A 21,267-nucleotide genomic window follows, 5' to 3' on the forward strand; every position below is an offset into this window, starting at 1 on the left:
CGGCCGACCCCCTAAGCGAAGAGGGCGCTCAGGCGGGGGAGGCGGGTGGAGGTTTCCGCCGTGTCGTCGAAGTCGAAGTCCCAGGACGGGTCCAGGGCGGGGTAGCTGATCGTGAAGGAGTCCGCCGGGAGCTCGCGGCCCGTGGCCGATTCGTAGGCCGCCCAGGCGATCGAGAGGGCCTCCTCGTCCCACAGTTCCAGACCCTCCGCCGCCGCCTCGCGGACCGCGGGGTGGTCCGCCAGGGAGTCGGGGTCGGCCAGGGCCCGGGCGAAGGCCTCCTCGCCCTGGGTCAGGAGCCAGCCGCGGAAGTAGTCGAAGCCGTCGTCCGAGCAGCCGCCGTTGATCACGTACGCCGCGGCCCACAGGGGGCTGCGGTAGGACTCCGCCAGCAGGTCCCACAGCACCTGCTGGGCGGCGGCTATCTCGGCCTCGGGGCAGCGCGCCAGCAACTGCGAGGCGCGCGCCGCCACCTGGTCCGGACCGGCCTCCGTACGAGCCGTGTCGATCAGCTTCCAGAACGTGTGCTTGTCCATGGGGGAAGCCTGGCATCCCCCTCTGACATCGGACGTGCCGTCAGACGGTGAGGAAGGAGTGGAGGGATTCTGTCAAAGCGGTGATGAAGGCCTCCTGCTCCGCCGGGGACACCAGGTCCAGGGAGAGGTACGGGTTCAGGTCCTCCAGCTCGACGAGGAGGAGCTCGCCGGAGGGGGCGCGGCAGGCGTCCACCCGCTGGATGCCGTGCGACAGCGTGTTCCACGCGATGAAGCCGCGGGCGAAATCGAGGTCGGCCGCCGTGGCCTCGTACGGCTTCAGCTCCCAGCGGCGGGCCGGGTCCGGGGCGTAGAGGGCGTACTGGAAGGCGTCGTCGACGAAGTAGAAGGAGACCTCGTAGGCGAAGTCGATACGCGGCTGGATGAGGTTCACCCCCGCCGGTCCGGCCGGGTGCGGGGTGAAGGTCAGTCCTATGGAGTCCGCGCCCTGCTTGGGCTTCACCGCGTACGAGGGCACCGTGGGGAGCAGCGCGAGGTCGGCGGGGTCGTCGATCGTGGGGATGACGGGGTGCCCGGCGGCCGTCAGGTCGAGGAGGTACTGCTTGCCGGCCATGTCGCCGCGGCCCGTGAGCGGGTTGTAGACGCGGGTGCCGGCGGCGAGGGCCGCCGCGCGGAAGGCGTCGTACGCCTCCTGGTAGTGCAGGACCGGACCGCTGTTGCGGACGATCACCGCGTCGAAGTCCGCCATCATGCCCGCCGCGTCCAGCGGATGGCACAGGGCGAGCGGGAAGTGCTCGCGCAGCCGGGAGGTGAGGAAGACGTCCTCGTCGCCGTAGCGGCGGCCGCGCGCCGGGTACGCCAGGTCGGTCACATAGAGCAGAGGCATGGCGGCAACCTATCGCGGGCATCGATGCGGGCATGAAATACCTGGTTCGGGACAAAATGCTGGCCCTGGGGGACGACTACTGGATCGAGGACGAGAACGGGAGGCACGCCTTCCTCGTCGACGGCAAGGCGCTGCGCGTCCGGGACACGCTGGAGCTGAAGGACCCGGACGGGCAGATCCTGATCACGCTGCGGGAGAAATTGTTCAGCCTGCGCGACGCGATGACGCTGGAACGCGATGAGCGCCGGCTCGCCGTGATCCGCCGCAAGCGGCTCTCCCTGCTGCGCAACCACTACCTCGTCACGCTGGTCGAGGGCACCGAACTGGACGTGAGCGGGCGGCTCCTGGACCGGGAGTTCAAGATCGAGTACGAGGGGGAGCTCCTCGCGCTGATCTCCCGCCAGTGGTACCGGATCCGCGAGACGTACGCCGTGGACGTGATCCGGGAGGACGCGGACGCGGCGCTGCTGATCGCCGTCGCCGTGTGCGTGATCCGGATGGCCGAGAAGGAGCGCGAGGAGGGCGAGGAGGGCGAGGAGGGCTGAGGGCTGAGGGCTCGTAGCCGCCGGTCAGCGACCCAGACGGCGGTCCTTCAGGGCCGGGAACTGCTCCCGGGTCTCGGCCACCTTCGCCGGGTCCAGGTCGACGGTGAGGACGTCCTCGCCGGGCCCCGCCTCGGCCAGGACCTCGCCCCACGGGTCCACCACCAGGCTGTGCCCGGCCTGCTCGACGCCCGCGTGCGTACCGGCCAGCCCGCAGGCGAGCACGTACGACTGGTCCTCGACGGCCCGCGCCCGGTTGAGCAGGGTCCAGTGGGCCCGGCGGCGGGCCGGCCAGCCCGCGGCCACGACCATCGTGGTGGCCCCGGCGTCGACCAGGCCGCGGAACAGCTCCGGGAAGCGCAGGTCGTAACAGGTGGCGATGCCGAGGACCTGCTCCGGCAGGGTCACCGTGGTCAGGGAGTCCCCGGCCGACATCAGGACGGCCTCGCCCTGGTCGAAGCCGAAGCGGTGGATCTTGCGGTACGTGGCGGCCAGCTCGCCCGACGGGGACAGGACGAGGGCGGTGTTGTAGAGGGATCCGTCGCCCGCGCGCTCCACGACCGAGCCGGCGTGCAGCCAGACCCCGGCGTCGCTCGCCGCCTTGGACATCGCCTCGTACGTGGGGCCGTCCAGCGGCTCGGCCTCGGTCTCGAACTGCTCGTAGGCGAAGGCGCCCACCGTCCACAGTTCGGGCAGCACGACCAGGTCCGAGCCGGCCTGCTCCCGTACGAGATCGGCCGCTCGGGCACGGCGTGAGGTGACCGACTCCCCGTCGGACACCGCGATTTGGATCAGCGAGGCGCGCACAGTACCACCGTCCTGGCATTCAAGCCGTCAACTCGGGCCTACGATCGTCACACGAAAGCACTGCCGGGGCGCTCACCGGCAGCGTAGTTTTGGAAGCAGTCCACACGCTTCCAGAAAACGCGCCACTGAACAGCACGCGAGGGGTCCCGTTGACCGTCCAGCCGCATCCCAGCCTCCAGCCCTATGCCGACGCGTGGACCCACTCCATCGAGGCGATATCCGAACTGGTCCTCCCCCTGACGGAGGGCGAGTGGAACCGGGCGACGCCGTGCCCCGGATGGTCCGTCCGTGATGTGGTGTCGCACATCATCGGCATCGAGTGCGAGCAGCTGGGGGATCCGCGGCCGATCCACACGCTGCCGCGGGATCTGCGGCACGTGATCGACGAGTTCACCCGGTACATGGAGGTCCAGGTCGACGTCCGGCGGCACCACACCGCGCCGGAAATGACCTCGGAGCTCGAATACACGATCATCCGGCGGTCGCGTCAGCTGCGGAACGAGAAGCGGGATCCGGACACCATGGTGCGGGGGCCGCTGGGCGACCAGGTGACCCTGGAGTTCGCCCTGCGGCTGCGGGCGTTCGACGTGTGGATCCACGAGCAGGACCTGCGGGCGGCGCTGGGCGTGCCGGGGAACTGGGACTCGCCGGGGGCCTACGTGGCACGGGACATGCTGCTGGCCGGGCTGCCGAAGGTGGTCGCGAAGCTGGCCGGGGCGCCGGCGAACTCGGCCGTCGTCATCGACGTGCACGGGCCGGTGGAGTTCATGCGGACGGTACGCGTGGACGCGCAGGGACGCGGGTCGGTGGACGGGACGCCCTCGCTGGGGCCGGCCGTGACGCTGACGACGGACTGGGAGACGTACGTCCGCCTCGCGGCGGGGCGGGTCCGCGCGGGCGCCGTCGCGGACCGGGTGAAGGTCGAGGGCGACGCCGAGCTGGCGGACGCGATCCTGGCCCACTTCGCCGTCACGCCGTAGCGCCGGGCGGGCAGCCCCCTCGGCCTCCTGAGAACCGGCGTGCGCGGTTTCTCGTCCCTGTCACGGGCGGGACAGCGCAGCAGCAGGAGGTTCCAGAGGTGTGGTCCAGATTGTCGTCCGCCGCCGTGCCGGAGGCGGAACGACTCGGTTGGTTCACCGACGTCATCGCGCAGGAACTCGTTTCCCTCGCGATCCGGAGCGGGCAGCCGGGGAGGTTCTGGGCGGAGGCCTCCGTGCTGGACCTCGGCGGTGTGCAGGTGTCCACCTTCGACTTCAGTTCGCTGCACTCGCTGCGTACGGCCGCCCACGTCAGGCGCAGCGACCCCGAGCAGTACCAGCTCGGGCTGGTCGCCGACGGAACCATGTCGCTCGCGCAGAACCGCCGCGATTCGGGTCTGTTCAGCGGTGACATGGTCCTCTGGGACACCTCGCTGCCCATGGAGTCGCTGGCCCTGCCCGGGGACGGTGGCCTGATCCGGGCCGTGACCCTGTCGTTCCCGCGCGATGCGATGCCCCTGCGCGGCGCCCGGGTCGAGCGGCTGCTCGCGCAGCGCATCCCCGGCGACCACGGCCTGGGGGCGATCCTCGCCCAGTACATGCTCTCGCTGGCGGCGCACGGCGCGGACTGCGGGCCGGCGGAGCTGAACCGGCTGGGAACGGTCGCCCTCGACCTCGTCGGCGCCTGCCTCGCCGGGCAGCTGGGCGCCGAGGACAAGCTGTCCGCCGAGGCGCGGAGCCGCGCGCTGCTGGAGCGGATCAACGCGTTCATCGACCACAACCTCGGTGACCCCCAGCTGACACCGTCCGCCGTAGCCACCCGGCACGGCATCTCGCTGCGGTGGCTCCAGCTGGTGTTCCAGGAGCAGGGGCAGACCGTCGCGGCCGGGATCCGGCAGCGCCGGCTGGAGCGGTGCCGGGCCGATCTCGCGGACCCGGGGCTCCTGACCAGCCCCGTCCACACCGTGGCGAGGCGGTGGGGGTTCACCAGCCCCGCCGTGTTCAGCCGGACGTTCCGGGAAGCGTACGGCGTCAGCCCCACGGAGTTCCGGCAGTGGGCCGTCCGGGAGGCACGTGCGCGCAAGATCAACGAGTCCTGCGCGCACGGCACATCCGCGGGGCGTGGTCCGGCCATAGATTCGGCAGCCGGTGGCCGGTCGACGGTGCCACCATCGCCGGCGGGCCGGGGGGTACGGGGGTTCCTCCCGCCCGTCGCCGGCGGGAAAGCCGTACAGAACGACAAGGGGACTCCCTGAAGTTCCGCACGGGCCGCCGAGTCGGCGTGGCCCGTTCCGGGACCAGGAGGTGTCTTACGGATCGGGCCGGATCAGGGAGCGGCGTCTGGTGCCGTGCATCGCAAGGCGGACGAGGGAGTCGACGCGGTGGGGGCACCTCCCGGCGGTAGCTGGGGGATGTCGGCGAGTGAGGACAACGCGGCGAGGCGCGGTGCCGGACGCCGCGAGCCCGGCCTGATCCGTAAGACACCCCCTACGCGGGCGCCCGCCGCGGGGATTCGGCCGGGGCCGGGGATGCGGATACGGATGCGGCAGGGGATGCGGATGCGGCAGGGGCCGCGGTCAGGCGGGTGCGCTCGCGGGTCAGGGCCTGGGGGCGGAGGCGGAGGATCTGGGTGAGACCCAGGAGCTCCACCACGAAGACCGACGAGAAGGCGATCCGGTAGTTGTCGCCGGTGGCGTCCAGGAGGAGGCCGACCGCCAGCAGGGTCGTCATCGAGGCCAGGAAGCCGCCCATGTTCGTCAGGCCCGACGCGGTGCCCTGGCGCTCCGGCGGGTTCGCCGGGCGGGCGAAGTCGAAGCCGATCATCGAGGCCGGGCCGCAGGTGCCCAGGGCGACGCACAAGGTGACGAGGAGCCACATCGGGGCGTGCGGGCCGGGATGGGCCAGGGTCGAGGCCCACAGGGTGGCGGTCAGCGCGACCGTGCCCAGGGCCAGCGGGATCCTGGCGGACTGGCGTCGGCCGATGAGCTGGCCGTACACGAGGCCGAAGCCCATGTTCGAGGCCACCACCAGGGTCAGCAGCCCCGCCGCGGTGGTCCGCGCCAGCCCTTGGTCCTCGACCAGGAACGGCATGCCCCACAGCAGCAGGAACACCATCGCCGGGAACTGCGTCGTGAAGTGCACCCACAGGCCCAGGCGGGTGCCGGGTTCCTTCCAGGAGTCCCGGATCTGGCGGCGTACGAAGCCCTGGCCCGCGACCCCCGCCGACGACGGTTCGTGGCCTTCCGGGTGGTCCCGGAGGAAGAGCGTCAGGGGGATCAGGACCACCACGCCGGCCACCGCGCTGCCCGCGAACGCCTGGACCCAGCCGACCCCGTGCAGTACGGGGGCCAGCACCAGCGTGGAGACCAGGTTGCCGGCCATGCCGACCAGCCCCGCCAGCTGCGCCATCAGCGGGCCGCGCCGGGCCGGGAACCACCGGGTGCCCAGCCGCAGGACGGATATGAAGGTCATCGCGTCGCCACAGCCCAGCAGGGCGCGGGCCGCGAGGGCCATCCCGTACGAGGGCGAGAGCGCGAAGCCGATCTGGCCGGCCGTGAACAGGACCGCGCCCAGCGTCAGCACCTTCTTGGTGCCGAGCCGGTCCACCATCAGTCCCACCGGCACCTGCATGCCCGCGTACACCAGGAGTTGGAGGATGGAGAAGGTCGAGAGCGCCGAGGCGCTGACGTGGAAGCGGTCCGCCGCCTCCAGCCCGGCCACGCCCAGACTCGTACGGAAGATCACCGCGACGAAGTAGACGGCGACGCCGATGGACCAGACGGCCACCGCCTTCCGGCCGCCCGGGGGGTCCCGGAAGACGCCGTTGACGTTGACTCCGTTGATGCCGCTCCCGCCGCTCCCCCCGTTGACGCCGTTGATGCCGTTCACGCCGCTCCCGCTCACCGGCCCGTCCCCCGCACCAGCGCCTCGACCCGGCCCACATGGCCCCGTACGGCCGCGGCCGCCGCCTCCGCGTCCCCGGCCCGCAGCGCCCGGAGGATCTCCGCGTGCTCGGCCAGCGTCCGCTCCACCCTCTCGGGGTGCGCGTGCAGCAGGGCCACGCCCATCCGCAGCTGCCGGTCGCGGAGCTGGTCGTACAGCCGGCTCAGGATCTGGTTGCCGGCGCCGCGCACGATCTCGGCGTGGAAGCCCCGGTCGGCGGCCATCATCGCCGCGAGGTCGCCCTCGGCGGCGTGCCGGCGCTGCTCCTCCAGCAGTTCGGCGAGCCGCTCCAGCAGGCCCGGCGGCGCCGGCACGGCCCTGCGTACGGTGAACTCCTCGACCAGCAGCCGGGTTTCGATGACGTCGGCGATCTCCTGCGCGGAGACCGGCAGCACCAGCGCGCCCTTCTTCGGGTACAGCTTCAGCAGCCCCTCGGTCTCCAGCCGCAGCAGCGCCTCGCGGACCGGCGTACGGGACACCCCGACGGCGTCGGCGAGTTCGCCCTCGGTGAGGAGGGTGCCGCCCTCGTAGCGGCGGTCCACCAGCACGGCCTGCTTGACGTGTCGGTACACGCGCTCGGCGGCGGTGGCGGCTTGGACGGGGGGTGCGGCTGGCGGCATGCGCACAGGATAGATACATGAAGGGTGCACCGGTCACCCCGTCCGGGATGTGGACGTCAACTCCGCACCGCTGCATCGAAGGGTGTACCCGGGCTTCGTCCGGCCGCAGGACGCCGGCGGGCCCGCGCGCCGGGACGCTGAGGTCATGGCCCACACCACCCTCGCCACCCCCGATGTGACCGCGACCCGGCTGCCCCTCCTCGACGTCCTGCGCGGTGCCGCCATCCTCGGCACGCTCATGACCAACGTCTGGATCTTCGCGTCCCCCGGCTCCGAGTGGGGCGTTCTCCAGGGCGGCCTGAACCCGCCCGACCCGGTCGCCGACCCCTCCGCCGCGAACATCGCCGAGAGCGTCTTCCGCTTCCTCGCCGACGGGAAGTTCCTCTCCCTGCTGACGATCCTGTTCGGGGTGGGCCTGGCCATCCAGTACGACTCCGCCGCGCGCCGCGGCGAGCCGTGGCCCGGGCGCTACCCGCGGCGGGCCGCGTTCCTCTTCCTGGAGGGGACCGTCCACTTCGTCCTGGTCTTCGCCTGGGACGTGCTGATGGGGTACGCCGTCACCGCCCTGCTGGTGGCCCGGCTGCTGGCCCGCTCCGAGAAGGTGCGGCGGGCCGCGATGTGGACCGCGGGCGGGCTGCACCTCGCCCTGATCGGCCTGATCACGCTCCGGAGCCTGGTCCGGCCGGAATCAGGGCCTCCCACGGGCCCCGGTCCGGCCGCCGTCCGCCTGTACGCCGAGGGTGGCTACCTCGACCAGATCGCCTTCCGGCTCGGCCACGCCCCCGCGCTGCGCGTCGAGCCCGTCTTCTCCTTCGGACTGCTGGTCTTCCTCTTCCTCCTCGGGGTCCGGCTATACCGCGCCGGAGCCTTCGCGGCGAGCGCCGACGGGCGCCGGATCCGGGTACGGATGGCCGGGTGGGGGCTCGGCCTCGGACTGCCGCTGGGCGCCGCCGCCGCGCTGGGCGGCCCCGACTTCTTCGTCCTGGGGCGCTACGGGATCGCCCCGCTGGTCGCCGTCGGGTACATCGGCCTGATCGGCTGCGCCCTGGACCGCTTCCGGGTCCCGGGGGCCGGCGCCCTCGGCTCCGTCGGGCGCACCGCCCTGTCCTGCTACGTCGGCCAGAACCTGCTCTGCATGCTGCTCTGCTACGGCATCGGGCTCGGGCTCGCCGACCGGCTGGGCGGGACCGGGCCCTGGTGGGTGATGGGCCTGTGGGCGGGGGTCGGCCTCGTCCTGGTCGCCGCGTCGCGGCTCTGGCTGCGCCGCTTCGAGCGGGGCCCGCTGGAGGCCGTACAACACTGGGCGCTCAGGTCCCGTGGCCCCCGTGGGCCCCTTGAGCCGCGCCCGTGACCTCCACCTCCAGGACGAACTCGTCGTACGGGGCCTCCTGCGGATACGGCGGCCGGATCTGCGCGAAGCGGATCCGGGCCCGCCCGCCCGGGCAGCGGCCCCGGACCACGTACGCCCGCTCCAGCGGGGCGCCGGGCAGTACCTCCGCGGGCGGCGCGGGGCCGCTCACATCGCTGACGGAGACGGCGTCCGCATCCCCGGTGACCTGCCAGGTCCACACGTACCCGCGCGCCCCGCGGCCGGTGAGCCGCAGCTCGTACGACTCACCGGCGCCGAGGGCGATCTTGCGTACCTCCACCCGCGAAGACCTCCCGGCTCAGGCGGGGCCGACCGGCGGCCCCTCGTGCCAGCCTGCCCCGTCCCGCCAGTAGTGCTGCAGCTGCCGGTCCGTGCGCAGGACGATGACCTCCAGGTTGAACCCGAAACTGCCCTGGAGCATCCCGGTGACGGCGAGCGCGTCGTGGCCGAAGACGGCGCTGCGGCTCCAGGCGGAGCCGGAGGCGTTGCCGCGCCACCAGTGCTCGACGCGCCCGTCGGCGCCGACCGCGCAGAGCTCGTAGTTCCCGGCGGTGTCCTCGTCGGCCGCCCCGTACTGGGCCTCGATCAGGCAGGGCGCGGAGGTGATCGCGCTGCCGAAGACCTCCCCGGGGCGCCAGGCGAAGCCGTTCGGGTCGTCGCGCCACCACAGCTGCATCCGGCCGTCCGTACGGGTGGCGACGAGGTCGAGGTGGCGGCTGCGGGTCTGGATCAGGGCGGGCCCGAAGTGGGCGATGGCGGAGGCGAAGCGGCCGCCGTCGTTCCAGGTCCAGGGGGCGCCGTTGATCCGCCACCAGTGGTTCAGACGGCCGTCGGCGGTGCGGACGACCGCCTCGAAGTTGCCCGGCTTGCCGTAGTCGCTCTGGATGAACGCCGGGGTCGAGCCGATCGCGGCGTCGCCCGGCCCGAAGGCGCCGCCGTCGCGCCAGACGCCGGCCGACTGCTCGTAGTACCAGTGGCGCAGCCGGCCGCCGGTGGTCACGTGCAGGGACTCCATGTTCCGGTTGTACGTGGTCCCGGTGAAGGCGGGCTGGCCGGAGGCGTCGTTCGCGTACGACCGGGCTCGGGCCCACGGGAAGGGGGCGTCGCCCTCGCGCCACCAGTGCTGGAGGCGGCCGCCGCCGGCGGTGGCGCACAGCTCGAAGTTGCGGTGGGCGCGGCCGTTGCCGCTCTCGTAGACGTTGCCGGCGTGCAGGCGGCGCTTGCTCCACGGGTCGATGTTGGTGCCGCGCAGGCCGCACTTGGCCCAGTAGTCGATGTTGACCTCGCCGTAGGCGATGCGCCCGTACCCGCCGACGTGGTAGCCCGTCCCCCAGGAGTTCTTGAACAGCCAGCAGCCCGCGGCGTCGTCGTAGCCGACGATCAGCACGCAGTGGCCGCCCGCGAGGCGCTCGCTCGTGCGGTGGTAGACGCCGGAGCCGAGGCCGAAGAAATCGTCGTACACGTCGAAGCAGGCGGTGAGCGGGCCGACGGTGTCGAGCCAGACCTTCTGCTGCCCGACGTCGCCGAGGCGGACGTAGTCGGTGATCCGGACGGTCCGGCCGGACCGGTCCCAGCTGGGCGTGTATTCGGCGCGCCAGGCGTCGCGGCGGTCGGCCGGGACGGTGGACGGGGGCGGGGAGTAGGGCCAGCAGTCGGGATCGGCGAGGCCGCCGTTGTCCCTGACCCAGTCGAGGGCGGTCTCGGGGTTGGAGCCCTGGCCGCAGGTGAACTTCAGACCGTCGTGGACGTCCCCCTCGGAGCGCTTCGCCCAGACGTTGTGCTCGATGCGGGCCATGGACTCGACGAGGCCCGCGGCCCCGAAGGCCCAGCAGGAGCCGCACGGGTCCTGGTCCTTGACCTTGGTGATCCAGGGCCGGCCCCAGCGGGTGCGCCAGTCGACGGCGGCCGGGCGGGCTCCGAGCCCCGCCGGCGGCGTGTCGGACAGCAGGCCGTGGGCGGCGCGGCGGCGGGTGAGGTGCGGATTGGCGCTCTCGTGGCCGATGAGGGCCCGCAGGTCGATGGCACCGATCTGCTCGGCGGGCGTGAGGTTCGCCCCGGGTTCCAGGCCGAGGGAGGGCCGGGGTACGGGCTCCTCGTCGGCGAGATGTTCGATGACGGACCAGCGCGCTCGCCGCGATACGAGCTGCGCGCGTAGCTCCCCCACCGTCTGGACAGACTGCTCCGGCATGACCGGCCCCCCAGCTGACACCGTTCGTATGCGAGACCCGGGAGCGTCCACCGGGTGGCGGGGCGCGTCAAGGGTGTCCGCACGGTCGCGCGGTCGCACGGGGGGTCGTACGAGGCGCCCGTCCGCCCCCGGCGTCGCAGGGACGCCGGGGGCGGGGGGTGGGGCCTATTCCGCCGGTGCGGGGGCGGCGGCCGGCATGCCGGGCAGGCCGAGGCCGGTGAACAGGGCGACCACGGTGGCGCCGAGGTCGTTCACGACGTCGTTGGCCTTGGTCCTGGCGTCGGTGGTGCAGCCGCAGGGACCGGCCGCCTTGGCGACTTCGTCGACGGAGGCCTTGAGGTGGTCGACGGCGGCGAGGACGAGGTCCACGCGGGCGCGGTCCACGGCCTTGGGCTTCGCGGCGACGACCGGGGCGACGGCCGGGAGCGTGACGGGCTGCGCGACGGCGGCGGGCGGCTTGGCGGAGTCGAGCGGGGGCTTGGCCACTTCGACGGGCGGCTTCGCCACGTCCACAGGCGGCTTCGCCACGTCCACGGGCGGCTTCGCAGCCTCCACGGGCGGCTTCGCCACGTCCACAGGCGGCTTCGCAGCGTCCACAGGCGGCTTCGCGACCTCCACCGGCGGCTTCGCAGCGTCCACAGGCGGCTTCGCGACCTCCACCGGCGGCTTCGCGACCTCCACCGGCGGCTTCGCAGCGTCCGCCGGCGGCTTGGCCACTTCGACGGGCGGCTTCGCAGCCTCCACGGGCGGCTTGGCCACTTCGACGGGCGGCTTGGCGACCTCGACAGGCGGCTTCGCAGCGTCCACAGGCGGCTTGGCCACTTCGGCGGGCGGCTTGGCGACCTCGACAGGCGGCTTCGCGACCTCCACCGGCGGCTTCGCGGCGTCCGCCGGCGGCTTCGCCACCGATGCCGGGGGCTCGTCCGCGGGCGGGTTCGGCAGGACCACCGGGGTCACCGACACGTTCGCCGGAGGCTTGGCCACGGCCTCCGGCACGGCGGGGGCTGCCGGGGCCGCCGGGGCGGCCGCCGCGAAGGTCTGCTTGAGGCCGGCGAGCGCCGCGTCGATCTTCTGCTTGTGCGCGGCCAGTTCCGCCTCCGGGAGCTTCCCGTCCGGCGACTTCAGTACCTCCCCGAGGAAGTTCGTGACCGGCGTGATCAGGCTGCCGGCGGACCCCAGGGAAGCCACCTGCGCGGTCAGCGCCTCGGCACCGGGGATGGCCTTCTTCGCCACCGGCGCCGACGGCTGCGCCGGGGCGACGGCCGCACCGGCCAGAGCGGGGGAAACGGACAGCAGCGTCACGCACAGGGCGGCGGGGAGGGTGTAGCGGGTGATGCGGTGCAAGATCTCTCTCCTGTTCAGAGTGGCGGGGCAGGGGTTGTGCCCCTGTCCACTCACCGCCACCCGGTCACATTCGGCAACCGGAGACCGGCCCGCGGATCCCGGAAACACCCCCACTCACGCCCCGCCCACCGCCACGACCTGCACGGATCTCTTCCCGCATCGGCTGCGCCGGCGGTGCTGCACCCTCGTGAAACCATCACCCTGCGCGACCACACCCGGTGGCGTCGGAGGGCCCCGTTAGGGTTCCCCCATGGGGACCTGGATCGCGCCGAGCGCTGTCGAGAGAGAGCTGTACGAGGCCAAGAACGCCGGTGAGTGGGGGCGGTATCTCGACGCGCTCGCCCGCGCCGAACTGTTCCTCCCCCAGCCCCGCGCCCAGACCGATGCCGAGCCCACCCAGGCCCGCTTCTACCCGGTCGGCCACAGCCTGCCCGTCTACACCCTCGGGATGCTGCCCGTCCCCACTCCCGAGACCGTCTTCGTGCGCCAGAGCCTCGCCTGGTTCGCCAACGCCTGGGACCACCGCGACCCCCCGTACCTGGCCGTGAACCCCGGCAGCCCCGCCGAGGCCTACCTCACCACCGGCCCCGCCGACCTCGCCCGCTGGCGGGCCCACTGGGACGCCGCCACCGGCTGGGGCCTGCCCTCCGGCGCCGTCCACGCCCTGCACACCGGCGGACCCCTGCACGGGGCCGTCGCCCGCGGACTGGCCGTCGGCGCCCATCTCGCCGTCACCAACGGGGAGTTCTGGAACGCGCTCGCCTACCACGGCTCCGGCTACACCCGCGAGCGCGAGCGCCTGCGCAAGTTGTGGGGCATCACCACCCGCGAGGAATGGCTCGACGTCCTGCACTGCATGCTGAACGCCGAGATCGTCAGCCCCGTCTGGGAGTTCGTCCTGCGCGTCCGCCGGATGCTCGCCTCCGACTTCGCCGGGCCCGTCGACGTCGAGCACTGGCGGCACGCCGCCGAGGCCAGCCTGCGCCGCAGCGCCGAGCGGGCCGCCGAACCGCAGCTCACCCCCGACGGGGTCACGGTCGCCCAGCCGCGCCCCACCGCCGAGGTCGAGGGCGAGGTGGCGGGCGTACAGCGCCTGATCGGCCGCATCGCCCGGTACGAGCAGCGCTTCCGGGCCGACGGGCTGCTCCCCGACGGGGGATACGTACGCTCCGTCGAGGGCTGGGACATCGGCCGGGCCTCGCAGATGGCCCGCTGGGGCCTCGGCACCCGCTACGGCGCCGTGGAGGAGGTGGAGCGCGCCGTGCTCCGCGCCGGCGAGGCGGCCGGCGAGACGTACCGCTCCTGGGAGGAGTTCTCCGCCGGGTACCTCCTCGGCCGGTGCCTGCACTTCGACGAGGAGGAGTTCGGGGAGTGGTACGACAGCTCCCTCGCCACGCACCTCACGCTGACCACCGAGCCGGCCAGCCCGTGGCTCAACATCCCCTGGAAGTGAGGAAAGCCGCCGACTTTCCCCAGTAGCGGCGAATCCTTGGACGGGGCCGGAAGGCCCCAACTAGCCTCGCCCGCATGACCATTGTGTTGAACGACACGGTACGCAAGCTGCTCGACTCCCCGCACCCGGCGGTGCTCACCACCCTCAACCCCGACGGCGGCCCGCAGAGTTCGGTGGTCTGGGTGACCCGGGACGGCGCCGACGTGCTGATCTCCACCGAGCAGGGGCGCCGCAAGCAGCGGAACATCGCCCGTGACGCGCGCGTCGGGCTGACCGTCTTCGACACGGCCAACCCCTTCCTGTACGTGGAGATCCGCGGCACGGCCACCGTCACCGAGGACACGGGCCGCGAGGTCGCCGTCCGCATCTCGGAGGAGTACCTGGGGCCGGGCGCCGGCAAGGAGTACGCCGAGGCCCCGGCCGAGAACGTCCGCCTCGTCGTGCGCATCACCCCGACCAAGGTGCTCGGCAACGCGACCAAGGCCGGATAGCCGCTGTCCCGGCCGGGGTCACGGCAGCTGCGGGCGGACCTCCGACCAGGCGTCGACCGCCGCCGCGAGCGGGTCGCCGTCCGCGAGGTGGGGCCGTACGAGGGCCATCCACGGCAGCAGCAGCTTGATGCGCCGCAGGTGCTGGATTCGGGGTCGCGGCAGGTCGCGCCAGGTGCGGGCCTCCGCGGCCGCCTCCGCCGGGGTCAGATCGATCAGCGCCAGGGCGTCCCGGCACAGGGCCGCCGGGTCGCCCCCGCGGCCCGGGCCGAACCGCCCGATCAGGTAGCCCCGTACGGCGGCCACCTCGACCGCGCGGTCCAGCGCGTGCGAGCCCTCCCGGTCCGCCTTGCGATGCGTCGCGGCCAGCGCCACCCCGCCCCAGCGCAGCCGGATCTCCTCGGGCAACCAGTCCCCCTGCATCCGGCCCACGGCCAGCGTCCGCAGGGTCAGCGGATGCGGCTCGTCCAGCAGCGGCGGGTCGGTGGCCAGCCAGGCCTCGATGTCCTCCAGCGCGTGCCCGCCGGGCGGGACGGCGGTCAGCACCTGGCCCCGGGTGAGCAGCGCGACCAGGGCGCCGGTGAGGTGGACCTTGGCCACGTGCCCCGCGCCGAAGAAGGCCACGGTACGCCCGTACCGCTCGATCCGCCGCAGCCCGAGCCGCAGTTCCCCGACGGCGTAGACCTGCCCGGCGCGCGCGACCCCGCCGAGGCAGCGGACCACGCACACCCCGCCCGTGACGTCGGCCTCCTCGACGGAGTACACCTGCAACTCGGCGATGGCCACTCCCGACCCCCCTTCCCCGGCCGGGAGGCTACCCCCTGCCGGTGTCGGAGCGCCCCTCGGAGCCCGGCCCGGACGCCACTACGCGGCCGGCTCCAGGACGAGGCGGATCTCCGTGACCTCGTAGCCGGCGCGGTCGAACGCGGCGGCCATGGGGGCGTTGACGGTGTCCGTGGTCGCGGTGATGCGCTCAGCGCCGGCGGCCGCGTGGAAGCGGGTGATCTCCGCCAGGACCTCGTCGATCAGACCGCGGCCGCGCTGCTCCGGGACGACGCCCAGGTATCCGACATTGCGGTGGTACGGGGTCGCGGAGGGGACGGCCATGCCCGCGAGCGTGCCGTCCGGGAGGTGGGCCAGCCGCCACCAGGAGCGCTCGCCGGGGCAGTCGAGGTAGAACTCGATGTCCGCGCGCGCCAGTTGCCCGGCTTCCATCGAGCGGAGTTCGTTCTGCGTGTGCAGGTCCAGGCTGCCGGCCGAGAGGCGGGTGAAGGCGTCGAGGAACTCCTCGTCCGTGCCCTCGCGGAAGACCAGGCGCCCGGTCGGCTCGGCGGTCCCGGCGGCCGGGGTCCACTCGTAGCGCAGCCGCTCGATCTCCCGGGTCAGCCCCGCCTCGGACGCGGCCCTCTGACGCCAGGCGACGGCGTCGACGAGCTCGGGGCGGGTCCGCCAGTCGCCGGGCAGCGAGACGTTGTAGAGCGGGAGGTTCCCGAAGGCCGCGTGCCCGGCGGCGAGCAGTCCGGCGGCGAGTGCGGCCGGGTCGGCGACGGAGTCCCGTATCTGGAGGCAGTCGAGCGCGATGGGCTGCTCGCTGCCCGCGCGGCCCCACCACAGCGCGCGGCCCAGGACCTCGCCGTCCTCGTCCTCGGCGAACCAGATCCACTCGGGCCGGAACTGGTTCGCGGCGAGCTCCTCGCGGATCTTCTCGGCGGACAGGGCCTCGACGGGCCCGTCGGCCGGGTAGGCGAGGGCGCGGTCGATGTCGGCGGGGTCTGCGGTGACAGCGCGGAATCTCATATCGATGATCATCGTCGAGGAACCGTACGTCCGGCCAGGCTATTGCCGCTCGCGCGCCTCTCTCGCGCCTCTCGCGTGCCGCTCGTGCCGAAGCCCCCCTCGCGGTGCGGTGGCGAGGGGGGCTTCGGGTGCCGGACTGCGGCCGGGTGCCGCTACGACCAGGTGACGAGGCGGCGGGGGTGTTCCAGGACGGCCGCGATGTCCGCCAGGAACTTCGAGCCGAGCTCGCCGTCGATGAGGCGGTGGTCGAACGACAGCGCCAGGGTGGTGACGTGGCGCGGCTTCACCTTGCCCTTGTGGACCCACGGCTGGAGCTTGATCGCGCCGACCGCGAGGATCGCGGACTCGCCGGGGTTCAGGATGGGCGTACCGGTGTCGACGCCGAAGACGCCGACGTTGGTGATGGTGATGGTGCCGTTCTGCATGTCGGCCGGGGAGGTCTTGCCTTCACGGGCCGTGCCGACCAGCTCGGACAGGGCCGTCGACAGCTCGCCGAGGGTCTTGGTGTGCGCGTCCTTGATGTTCGGGACGATCAGACCGCGCGGGGTGGCAGCCGCGATGCCCAGGTTGACGTAGTGCTTGAGCACGATCTCCTGGGCCGCCTCGTCCCAGGACGCGTTGACGTCCGGGTTGCGGCGGATGGCCACCAGCACCGCCTTGGCGATGAGCAGCAGCGGGTTGATCCGCAGACCGGCGAGGTCCGGGTCGGCCTTGAGCTCCTGGACCAGCTTCATCGTGCGGGTCACGTCGAAGGTGATGAACTCGGTGACGTGCGGCGCGGTGAACGCGGAGCCGACCATCGCCTGGGCGGTGACCTTGCGGACGCCCTTGACCGGGATACGGGTCTCCCGGGCCTCCCGGGCTGCCGCCGCCTCCGGCTGGACGGGTACCGATACGGCCGGAGCCGGCGCGGGCACCGCCGCCTGCGGGGTGATCGCGGCCGCGGCGGCGGCGTGCACGTCCTCGCGGGTCACGACCCCGCCCTCACCGGTGGGCACCACGGAGGCCAGGTCGATGCCGAGGTCCTTGGCGAGCTTGCGCACCGGCGGCTTCGCCAGCGGGCGCTCCCCGACGGCGTGGCCGCTGCCGCTGCCGTTCAGCCCGGCGGCGGCGGCCGGAGCCGCCTCCGGCTGGGCCGGTACGGCCGGCAGGGCCACCGCGGCGGTGCCGTTCTGCACGGCCGCCGCGCCCGGCACGGCCTTGCGCGGGCGGCGCTTGGTCGAGGCCTGGGAGACCCCGTAGCCGACCAGGACGGGCTGGCGGGCCGCGGGGGCCGGCTCCTCGGCGGTCCCGGCCGGAGCCGGGGCGGCAACAGGGGCCGGGGCGGCCGCGGCAGCCGCGGGGGCCTCCTCCGCCGCACCCGTCTGCACCGAGATGATCACCTGGCCGACATCGACCGTGGTGCCCTCCTCGAACAGCAGCGCGTGCACGACACCGTCGAACGGGATCGGCAGCTCCACGGCCGCCTTCGCCGTCTCGACCTCGCAGACGACCTGCCCGTCGGTGACCGTGTCACCCGGCTGGACGTACCACTTGAGGATCTCGGCCTCGGTGAGGCCCTCGCCCACATCGGGCATCTTGAATTCGCGGATCGTCACGGGAACGCTCTCCTCAGTACGCAAGCGAGCGGTCGACGGCGTCGAGCACCCTGTCCAGGCCCGGCAGGTACTCGTCCTCCAGGCGGGCCGGCGGGTACGGGGCGTGGAATCCGCCCACGCGCAGCACCGGCGCCTCCAGGTGGTAGAAGCACCGCTCCGTGATGCGAGCGGCGATCTCCGCGCCCGTGCCCAGGAACACCGGGGCCTCGTGGACGACCACGAGCCGGCGGGTCTTCTCCACCGAGGCCTGCAGCCCGTCGAAGTCGATCGGGGACATCGAGCGCAGGTCCACGACCTCCACCGACTTGCCCTCCTCGGCCGCCGCGGCCGCCGCCTCCAGGCAGACCTTCACCATCGGGCCGTACGCCGCGAGGGTGATGTCCGAGCCCTCCCGCGCCACCCGCGCCGCGTGCAGGGCGTCCGGGATCGCGTCGGTGTCGACCTCGCCCTTGTCCCAGTAGCGCCGCTTCGGCTCGAAGAAGATCACCGGGTCGTCGCTGAGGATCGCCTGCTGGAGCATCCAGTACGCGTCGCTCGCGTTCGAGGGCGAGACCACCTTCAGGCCCGGGACGTGCGCGAACAGCGTCTCGGGGGACTCGGAGTGGTGCTCCACCGCACCGATGCCGCCCGCGTACGGGATGCGGACGACGACGGGCATCTTGACCTTGCCCAGCGAACGCGCGTGCATCTTCGCGAGCTGCGTGACGATCTGGTCGTACGCGGGGAAGACGAACCCGTCGAACTGGATCTCCACCACGGGGCGGTAGCCGCGCAGCGCCAGGCCGATCGCCGTGCCGACGATGCCGGACTCGGCGAGCGGGGTGTCGATGACCCGCTCCTCGCCGAAGTCCTTCTGCAGTCCGTCGGTGATCCGGAAGACACCGCCCAGCTTGCCGACGTCCTCGCCCATGATCAGGACCTTCGGGTCCTGCTCCAGGGCCTTGCGCAGGGACTCGTTGAGCGCCTTCGCGATCGACATCTTCTCGACAGCCATCAGTGACCCTCCTCGGCCGACTCGAAGGAAGCGAGGTAGGCGGCGAACTGGGCGCGCTCCTCGTCGACGAGCGCGTGCCCGTCCGCGTAGACGTTCTCGAAGATCGCCATGGTGTCCGGGTCGGGCATGGCGCGCACGACCTCGCGCACCCGCTTGCCCAGCGCCTCGCTCTCGACCTCCAGGGCCTCGAAGAAGGCCTCGTCGGCCCCGCCGCTCGCCAGCAGGTACGTCCTCAGGCGCAGGATCGGGTCCTTCGCCTCCCAGGCCGCCGTCTCCTCGTCCCGCCGGTACTTCGTCGGGTCGTCGGAGGTGGTGTGCGCGCCCATGCGGTACGTGAACGCCTCGACCAGGGTCGGGCCCTCGCCCGCGCGGGCCCGCGCCAGCGCCCAGCGGGTGACCGCGAGGCAGGCCAGGACGTCGTTGCCGTCCACGCGGACGCCCGGGAAACCGAAGCCCTGGGCGCGCTGGTACAGCGGCACGCGCATCTGGCGCTCGGTCGGCTCGGAGATCGCCCACTGGTTGTTCTGGCAGAAGAACACCACGGGGGAGTTGTAGACGGCCGAGAAGGTGAACGCCTCGGCGACGTCGCCCTGGCTGGACGCGCCGTCGCCGAAGTAGGCGATGACCGCGGAGTCCGCGCCGTCCTTGGCCACGCCCATCGCATAACCGGTCGCGTGCAGCGTCTGCGAGCCGATCACGATCGTGTACAGGTGGAAGTTGTTGATTTTCGGGTCCCAGCCGCCGTGGTTCACACCGCGGAACATGCCGAGCAGGTTCGTCGGGTCGACGCCGCGGCACCAGGCCACGCCGTGCTCGCGGTACGTCGGGAACACGTAGTCGTCGTCGCGCAGCGCGCGACCGGAGCCGATCTGGGCGGCCTCCTGGCCGAGCAGCGAGGCCCACAGGCCCAGCTCGCCCTGGCGCTGGAGGGCGGTCGCCTCGCCGTCGAAGCGGCGGGTCAGGACCATGTCGCGGTAGAGCCCGCGCAGGTCCTCGGTGGTGATGTCCTCGACGAAGGACAGGAACTCCGCAGCGTCGGGATTGTCCGCTGCGCCGACCCGTTCTCCCTCGGGCGTCAGCAGCTGTACGAGCTGGGGCTCGGCGTTCTGCGCGGTGGCGACAGCCTTGGCAGCGGGGGCCTTGGCGGCGCTCGCCGCGCCTGCCGCCCGCTTGGTGCCGCTGCTGCGTCGCGGCTTGCGCGCGGCAGTGCTCTCCACGGTCACGTGTTGCTCCTCCGTCGGTCCGGCTCCCGGGTTCTCCGGGGTCCAGTGCGGCTCACCTGGATCTGTACCAGCGCACAAGGGTGGGTGCGCCTCGTGTACGGATTCAGGCGTGACAGGTGCCCCGGCAAGTGCCCTGCGCAATGCACGTTACCCAGTGCGCCGCATATCTGCGAAACCCCACTTGACCTGCGTTTTTGCTTGGATTTCCAAGTAAATCCGCCGGGTGGGGAACAACCACTGGTCACAGCCTTGCAGGGGGCCGGAACAACGGCACGTTATCCCGGGTAACGACGTCAGGGAAGGGGTGAGTGTGTGAAACTGAGTTCGTGCGCGAAGACGGAAAAATCAAGGTATTCCTCCTGGACGACCACGAAGTGGTACGTCGCGGCGTTCATGAGCTCCTTTCGGTCGAAGAGGACATCGAGATCGTCGGCGAGGCAGGTACCGCCGCGGATGCCCTGGTCCGCATCCTCGCCACCCGTCCCGACGTGGCCGTGCTCGACGTGCGCCTGCCTGACGGCAGTGGCGTCGAGGTCTGCCGCGAGGTGCGCTCCCAGGACGAGGACATCAAGTGCCTGATGCTGACCTCGTTCGCCGACGACGAGGCCCTGTTCGACGCGATCATGGCCGGGGCCTCCGGATACGTGCTCAAGGCGATCCGCGGCAACGAGCTGCTCAGCGCCGTACGGGACGTCGCGGCCGGCAAGTCGCTGCTGGACCCGGTCGCCACGGCGCGGGTGCTGGAGCGGCTGCGCGACGGCAAGAACGGCAAGGGCGACGACCGCCTGGCCAACCTCACCGAGCAGGAGCGGAAGATCCTCGACCTGATCGGCGAGGGCCTGACCAACCGCGTCATCGGCGAGCGGCTGCACCTGGCCGAGAAGACCATCAAGAACTACGTCTCCAGCCTGCTGTCCAAGCTGGGCATGGAGCGCCGCTCCCAGGCCGCGGCGTACGTGGCCCGGCTGCAGGCCGAGAAGCGCGCCTGAACCTGCGCAGCCTTCGTACGGCGTGACGGTGCGACCTGCCCGTTCCGTGGGAGGGTCCGTTCACTCGGGACCAACGTCCCCGATCATCGGGGCGGCCTCCTCTTTTCGGCCGGATCATCCGTACCGGAGAGTGGACCCATGTCTCCGGAGGAACTCCACGCCATCGAACTGCTAGGCCGGGTGCCTTACGGCAGGGTGGCCACCAGCATGCGCGCGCTGCCCTTCCTCGCCCCCGCCCGCCACATCGTGGTGGACGGCGACGTCGTGCTGAGAATGCACGCGGGCTTCGGCTACCACCAGGCGTGCAACGGCAGCGTGGTGGCCTACGGCGCCGACAACTTCAATTCCGCGGATCCCCGCCTGTGGTCCGTGCAGTTCACCGGAACGGCCCAGATCATCGAGCCGACCACCCGGGAACTCGAACTATTCGGGCCCGGGCCGCATTTCGTGGACGGCGCGGTCTTCGACCCCGTCCACATGCGAATCGAGCCCCAGTTCGTCACCGTGCACTCCCTGGCCGGAAATCCGGACAGGGAGTACCAGCACGTCCTCTGAGCT

21 protein-coding genes are annotated in these 21,267 nt (G+C 72.4%); 8 read left to right on the forward strand and 13 right to left on the reverse strand.

Features of this window, described 5'->3' with window-relative positions; translation table 11 throughout:
* Positions 1-11 precede the first annotated feature (11 nt).
* Together ACIQU4_RS23160 and ACIQU4_RS23165 are read right to left on the reverse strand one after the other, a co-directional pair.
* Entirely contained in the window at positions 12-533 is a 522-nt protein-coding gene (locus tag ACIQU4_RS23160) for a DUF4240 domain-containing protein (protein ID WP_403733759.1), read from the reverse strand.
* 40 nt (positions 534-573) lie between these two features.
* Positions 574-1,377 (reverse strand): hypothetical protein, encoded by an 804-nt coding sequence (locus ACIQU4_RS23165; protein WP_403733762.1) that lies wholly within the window; start codon positions 1,375-1,377, stop codon positions 574-576.
* A gap of 32 nt (positions 1,378-1,409) precedes the next feature.
* Between ACIQU4_RS23165 and ACIQU4_RS23170 the strand changes: the two genes are divergently transcribed.
* On the forward strand, positions 1,410-1,922 hold the full coding sequence (locus ACIQU4_RS23170) for an LURP-one-related/scramblase family protein (RefSeq protein ID WP_403733764.1): 513 nt from the start codon (positions 1,410-1,412) through the stop codon (positions 1,920-1,922).
* A 24-nt stretch (positions 1,923-1,946) separates the two neighbouring features.
* Here the strand turns inward: ACIQU4_RS23170 and ACIQU4_RS23175 are convergent, their stop codons facing one another.
* Positions 1,947-2,726 (reverse strand): carbon-nitrogen family hydrolase, encoded by a 780-nt coding sequence (locus ACIQU4_RS23175; RefSeq protein ID WP_403733767.1) that lies wholly within the window; start codon positions 2,724-2,726, stop codon positions 1,947-1,949.
* A 149-nt stretch (positions 2,727-2,875) separates the two neighbouring features.
* Here ACIQU4_RS23175 and ACIQU4_RS23180 point away from each other — a divergent pair, with 149 nt between their 5' ends.
* Together ACIQU4_RS23180 and ACIQU4_RS23185 are read left to right on the forward strand one after the other, a co-directional pair.
* Positions 2,876-3,706 carry a maleylpyruvate isomerase family mycothiol-dependent enzyme gene (locus ACIQU4_RS23180; protein WP_403733770.1) on the forward strand — a complete coding sequence of 277 codons (831 nt, stop codon included), beginning with the start codon at positions 2,876-2,878 and terminating at the stop codon, positions 3,704-3,706.
* Positions 3,707-3,816: 110 nt separating this feature from the next.
* Complete coding sequence (locus tag ACIQU4_RS23185) at positions 3,817-4,959, forward strand: helix-turn-helix domain-containing protein (RefSeq protein ID WP_403733772.1); 1,143 nt, start codon at positions 3,817-3,819, stop codon at positions 4,957-4,959.
* 232 nt (positions 4,960-5,191) lie between these two features.
* Here the strand turns inward: ACIQU4_RS23185 and ACIQU4_RS23190 are convergent, their stop codons facing one another.
* Positions 5,192-6,547, reverse strand: coding sequence for a nitrate/nitrite transporter (locus ACIQU4_RS23190; protein ID WP_403734066.1), 1,356 nt, complete (start codon positions 6,545-6,547; stop codon positions 5,192-5,194).
* Between the two features lie 56 nt (positions 6,548-6,603).
* Positions 6,604-7,266 carry a GntR family transcriptional regulator gene (locus ACIQU4_RS23195; RefSeq protein WP_403733775.1) on the reverse strand — a complete coding sequence of 221 codons (663 nt, stop codon included), beginning with the start codon at positions 7,264-7,266 and terminating at the stop codon, positions 6,604-6,606.
* A 145-nt stretch (positions 7,267-7,411) separates the two neighbouring features.
* On the opposite strand from ACIQU4_RS23195, the gene ACIQU4_RS23200 reads away from it, so the two are divergent.
* Complete coding sequence (locus ACIQU4_RS23200; RefSeq protein WP_403733778.1) at positions 7,412-8,617, forward strand: DUF418 domain-containing protein; 1,206 nt, start codon at positions 7,412-7,414, stop codon at positions 8,615-8,617.
* On the opposite strand, the gene ACIQU4_RS23205 is transcribed toward ACIQU4_RS23200, so the two are convergent.
* The 3 genes from ACIQU4_RS23205 to ACIQU4_RS23215 all read right to left on the reverse strand — a co-directional run bounded on the left by ACIQU4_RS23205 (position 8,574) and on the right by ACIQU4_RS23215 (position 12,167).
* A complete protein-coding gene (locus ACIQU4_RS23205) occupies positions 8,574-8,915 on the reverse strand; it encodes a protease inhibitor I42 family protein (RefSeq protein WP_403733781.1) in 342 nt (113 codons plus the stop codon). The two genes, ACIQU4_RS23200 and ACIQU4_RS23205, sit on opposite strands and share 44 nt — an antisense overlap.
* Before the next feature lie 18 nt (positions 8,916-8,933).
* Complete coding sequence (locus ACIQU4_RS23210) at positions 8,934-10,823, reverse strand: C1 family peptidase (RefSeq protein ID WP_403733782.1); 1,890 nt, start codon at positions 10,821-10,823, stop codon at positions 8,934-8,936.
* 165 nt (positions 10,824-10,988) lie between these two features.
* Complete coding sequence (locus tag ACIQU4_RS23215; RefSeq protein ID WP_403733786.1) at positions 10,989-12,167, reverse strand: hypothetical protein; 1,179 nt, start codon at positions 12,165-12,167, stop codon at positions 10,989-10,991.
* Positions 12,168-12,417: 250 nt separating this feature from the next.
* On the opposite strand from ACIQU4_RS23215, the gene ACIQU4_RS23220 reads away from it, so the two are divergent.
* Both ACIQU4_RS23220 and ACIQU4_RS23225 read left to right on the forward strand, forming a co-directional pair.
* Positions 12,418-13,620, forward strand: a complete 1,203-nt coding sequence (locus ACIQU4_RS23220) for a DUF1266 domain-containing protein (protein WP_403733790.1) — start codon at positions 12,418-12,420, stop codon at positions 13,618-13,620.
* A 74-nt stretch (positions 13,621-13,694) separates the two neighbouring features.
* Entirely contained in the window at positions 13,695-14,111 is a 417-nt protein-coding gene (locus tag ACIQU4_RS23225) for a PPOX class F420-dependent oxidoreductase (protein ID WP_385587178.1), read from the forward strand.
* An 18-nt stretch (positions 14,112-14,129) separates the two neighbouring features.
* On the opposite strand, the gene ACIQU4_RS23230 is transcribed toward ACIQU4_RS23225, so the two are convergent.
* The 5 genes from ACIQU4_RS23230 to pdhA all read right to left on the reverse strand — a co-directional run bounded on the left by ACIQU4_RS23230 (position 14,130) and on the right by pdhA (position 19,720).
* Positions 14,130-14,894 carry a hypothetical protein gene (locus ACIQU4_RS23230; protein WP_403733793.1) on the reverse strand — a complete coding sequence of 255 codons (765 nt, stop codon included), beginning with the start codon at positions 14,892-14,894 and terminating at the stop codon, positions 14,130-14,132.
* Positions 14,895-14,972: 78 nt separating this feature from the next.
* Positions 14,973-15,905, reverse strand: a complete 933-nt coding sequence (locus ACIQU4_RS23235; RefSeq protein WP_403733796.1) for a GNAT family N-acetyltransferase — start codon at positions 15,903-15,905, stop codon at positions 14,973-14,975.
* Positions 15,906-16,057: 152 nt separating this feature from the next.
* The gene (locus ACIQU4_RS23240; protein ID WP_403734069.1) at positions 16,058-17,482 is read right to left on the reverse strand and encodes a dihydrolipoamide acetyltransferase family protein; all 1,425 of its coding nucleotides are present in this window, start codon (positions 17,480-17,482) and stop codon (positions 16,058-16,060) included.
* Between the two features lie 34 nt (positions 17,483-17,516).
* Positions 17,517-18,497, reverse strand: coding sequence for an alpha-ketoacid dehydrogenase subunit beta (locus tag ACIQU4_RS23245; RefSeq protein ID WP_403733800.1), 981 nt, complete (start codon positions 18,495-18,497; stop codon positions 17,517-17,519).
* Entirely contained in the window at positions 18,497-19,720 is a 1,224-nt protein-coding gene (gene pdhA, locus ACIQU4_RS23250) for a pyruvate dehydrogenase (acetyl-transferring) E1 component subunit alpha (RefSeq protein WP_403733803.1), read from the reverse strand. Before pdhA ends, ACIQU4_RS23245 begins: the two co-directional genes overlap by 1 nt.
* Positions 19,721-20,046: 326 nt before the next feature.
* Between pdhA and ACIQU4_RS23255 the strand changes: the two genes are divergently transcribed.
* Positions 20,047-20,709 (forward strand): response regulator, encoded by a 663-nt coding sequence (locus ACIQU4_RS23255; protein WP_403733806.1) that lies wholly within the window; start codon positions 20,047-20,049, stop codon positions 20,707-20,709.
* Between the two features lie 138 nt (positions 20,710-20,847).
* Positions 20,848-21,264 carry a pyridoxamine 5'-phosphate oxidase family protein gene (locus ACIQU4_RS23260; RefSeq protein ID WP_403733809.1) on the forward strand — a complete coding sequence of 139 codons (417 nt, stop codon included), beginning with the start codon at positions 20,848-20,850 and terminating at the stop codon, positions 21,262-21,264.
* Positions 21,265-21,267 lie beyond the last annotated feature (3 nt).

This window comes from Streptomyces sp. NPDC090741 (assembly GCF_044769045.1).
GTDB lineage: Bacteria > Actinomycetota > Actinomycetes > Streptomycetales > Streptomycetaceae > Streptomyces.

Excerpts from the sequence above, each read along its gene's own strand:
- ACIQU4_RS23220 (WP_403733790.1), top strand. The coding sequence starts at position 12,418 with ATGGGGACCTGGATCGCGCCGAGCGCTGTCGAGAGAGAGCTGTACGAG.
- ACIQU4_RS23260 (WP_403733809.1), top strand. The coding sequence starts at position 20,848 with ATGTCTCCGGAGGAACTCCACGCCATCGAACTGCTAGGCCGGGTGCCT.
- ACIQU4_RS23165 (WP_403733762.1), bottom strand. The coding sequence starts at position 1,377 with ATGCCTCTGCTCTATGTGACCGACCTGGCGTACCCGGCGCGCGGCCGC.
- ACIQU4_RS23240 (WP_403734069.1), bottom strand. The coding sequence starts at position 17,482 with ATGCCCGATGTGGGCGAGGGCCTCACCGAGGCCGAGATCCTCAAGTGG.
- ACIQU4_RS23160 (WP_403733759.1), bottom strand. The coding sequence starts at position 533 with ATGGACAAGCACACGTTCTGGAAGCTGATCGACACGGCTCGTACGGAG.
- ACIQU4_RS23225 (WP_385587178.1), top strand. The coding sequence starts at position 13,695 with ATGACCATTGTGTTGAACGACACGGTACGCAAGCTGCTCGACTCCCCG.
- ACIQU4_RS23210 (WP_403733782.1), bottom strand. The coding sequence starts at position 10,823 with ATGCCGGAGCAGTCTGTCCAGACGGTGGGGGAGCTACGCGCGCAGCTC.
- ACIQU4_RS23170 (WP_403733764.1), top strand. The coding sequence starts at position 1,410 with ATGAAATACCTGGTTCGGGACAAAATGCTGGCCCTGGGGGACGACTAC.
- ACIQU4_RS23235 (WP_403733796.1), bottom strand. The coding sequence starts at position 15,905 with ATGAGATTCCGCGCTGTCACCGCAGACCCCGCCGACATCGACCGCGCC.
- ACIQU4_RS23200 (WP_403733778.1), top strand. The coding sequence starts at position 7,412 with ATGGCCCACACCACCCTCGCCACCCCCGATGTGACCGCGACCCGGCTG.
- ACIQU4_RS23245 (WP_403733800.1), bottom strand. The coding sequence starts at position 18,497 with ATGGCTGTCGAGAAGATGTCGATCGCGAAGGCGCTCAACGAGTCCCTG.
- ACIQU4_RS23195 (WP_403733775.1), bottom strand. The coding sequence starts at position 7,266 with ATGCCGCCAGCCGCACCCCCCGTCCAAGCCGCCACCGCCGCCGAGCGC.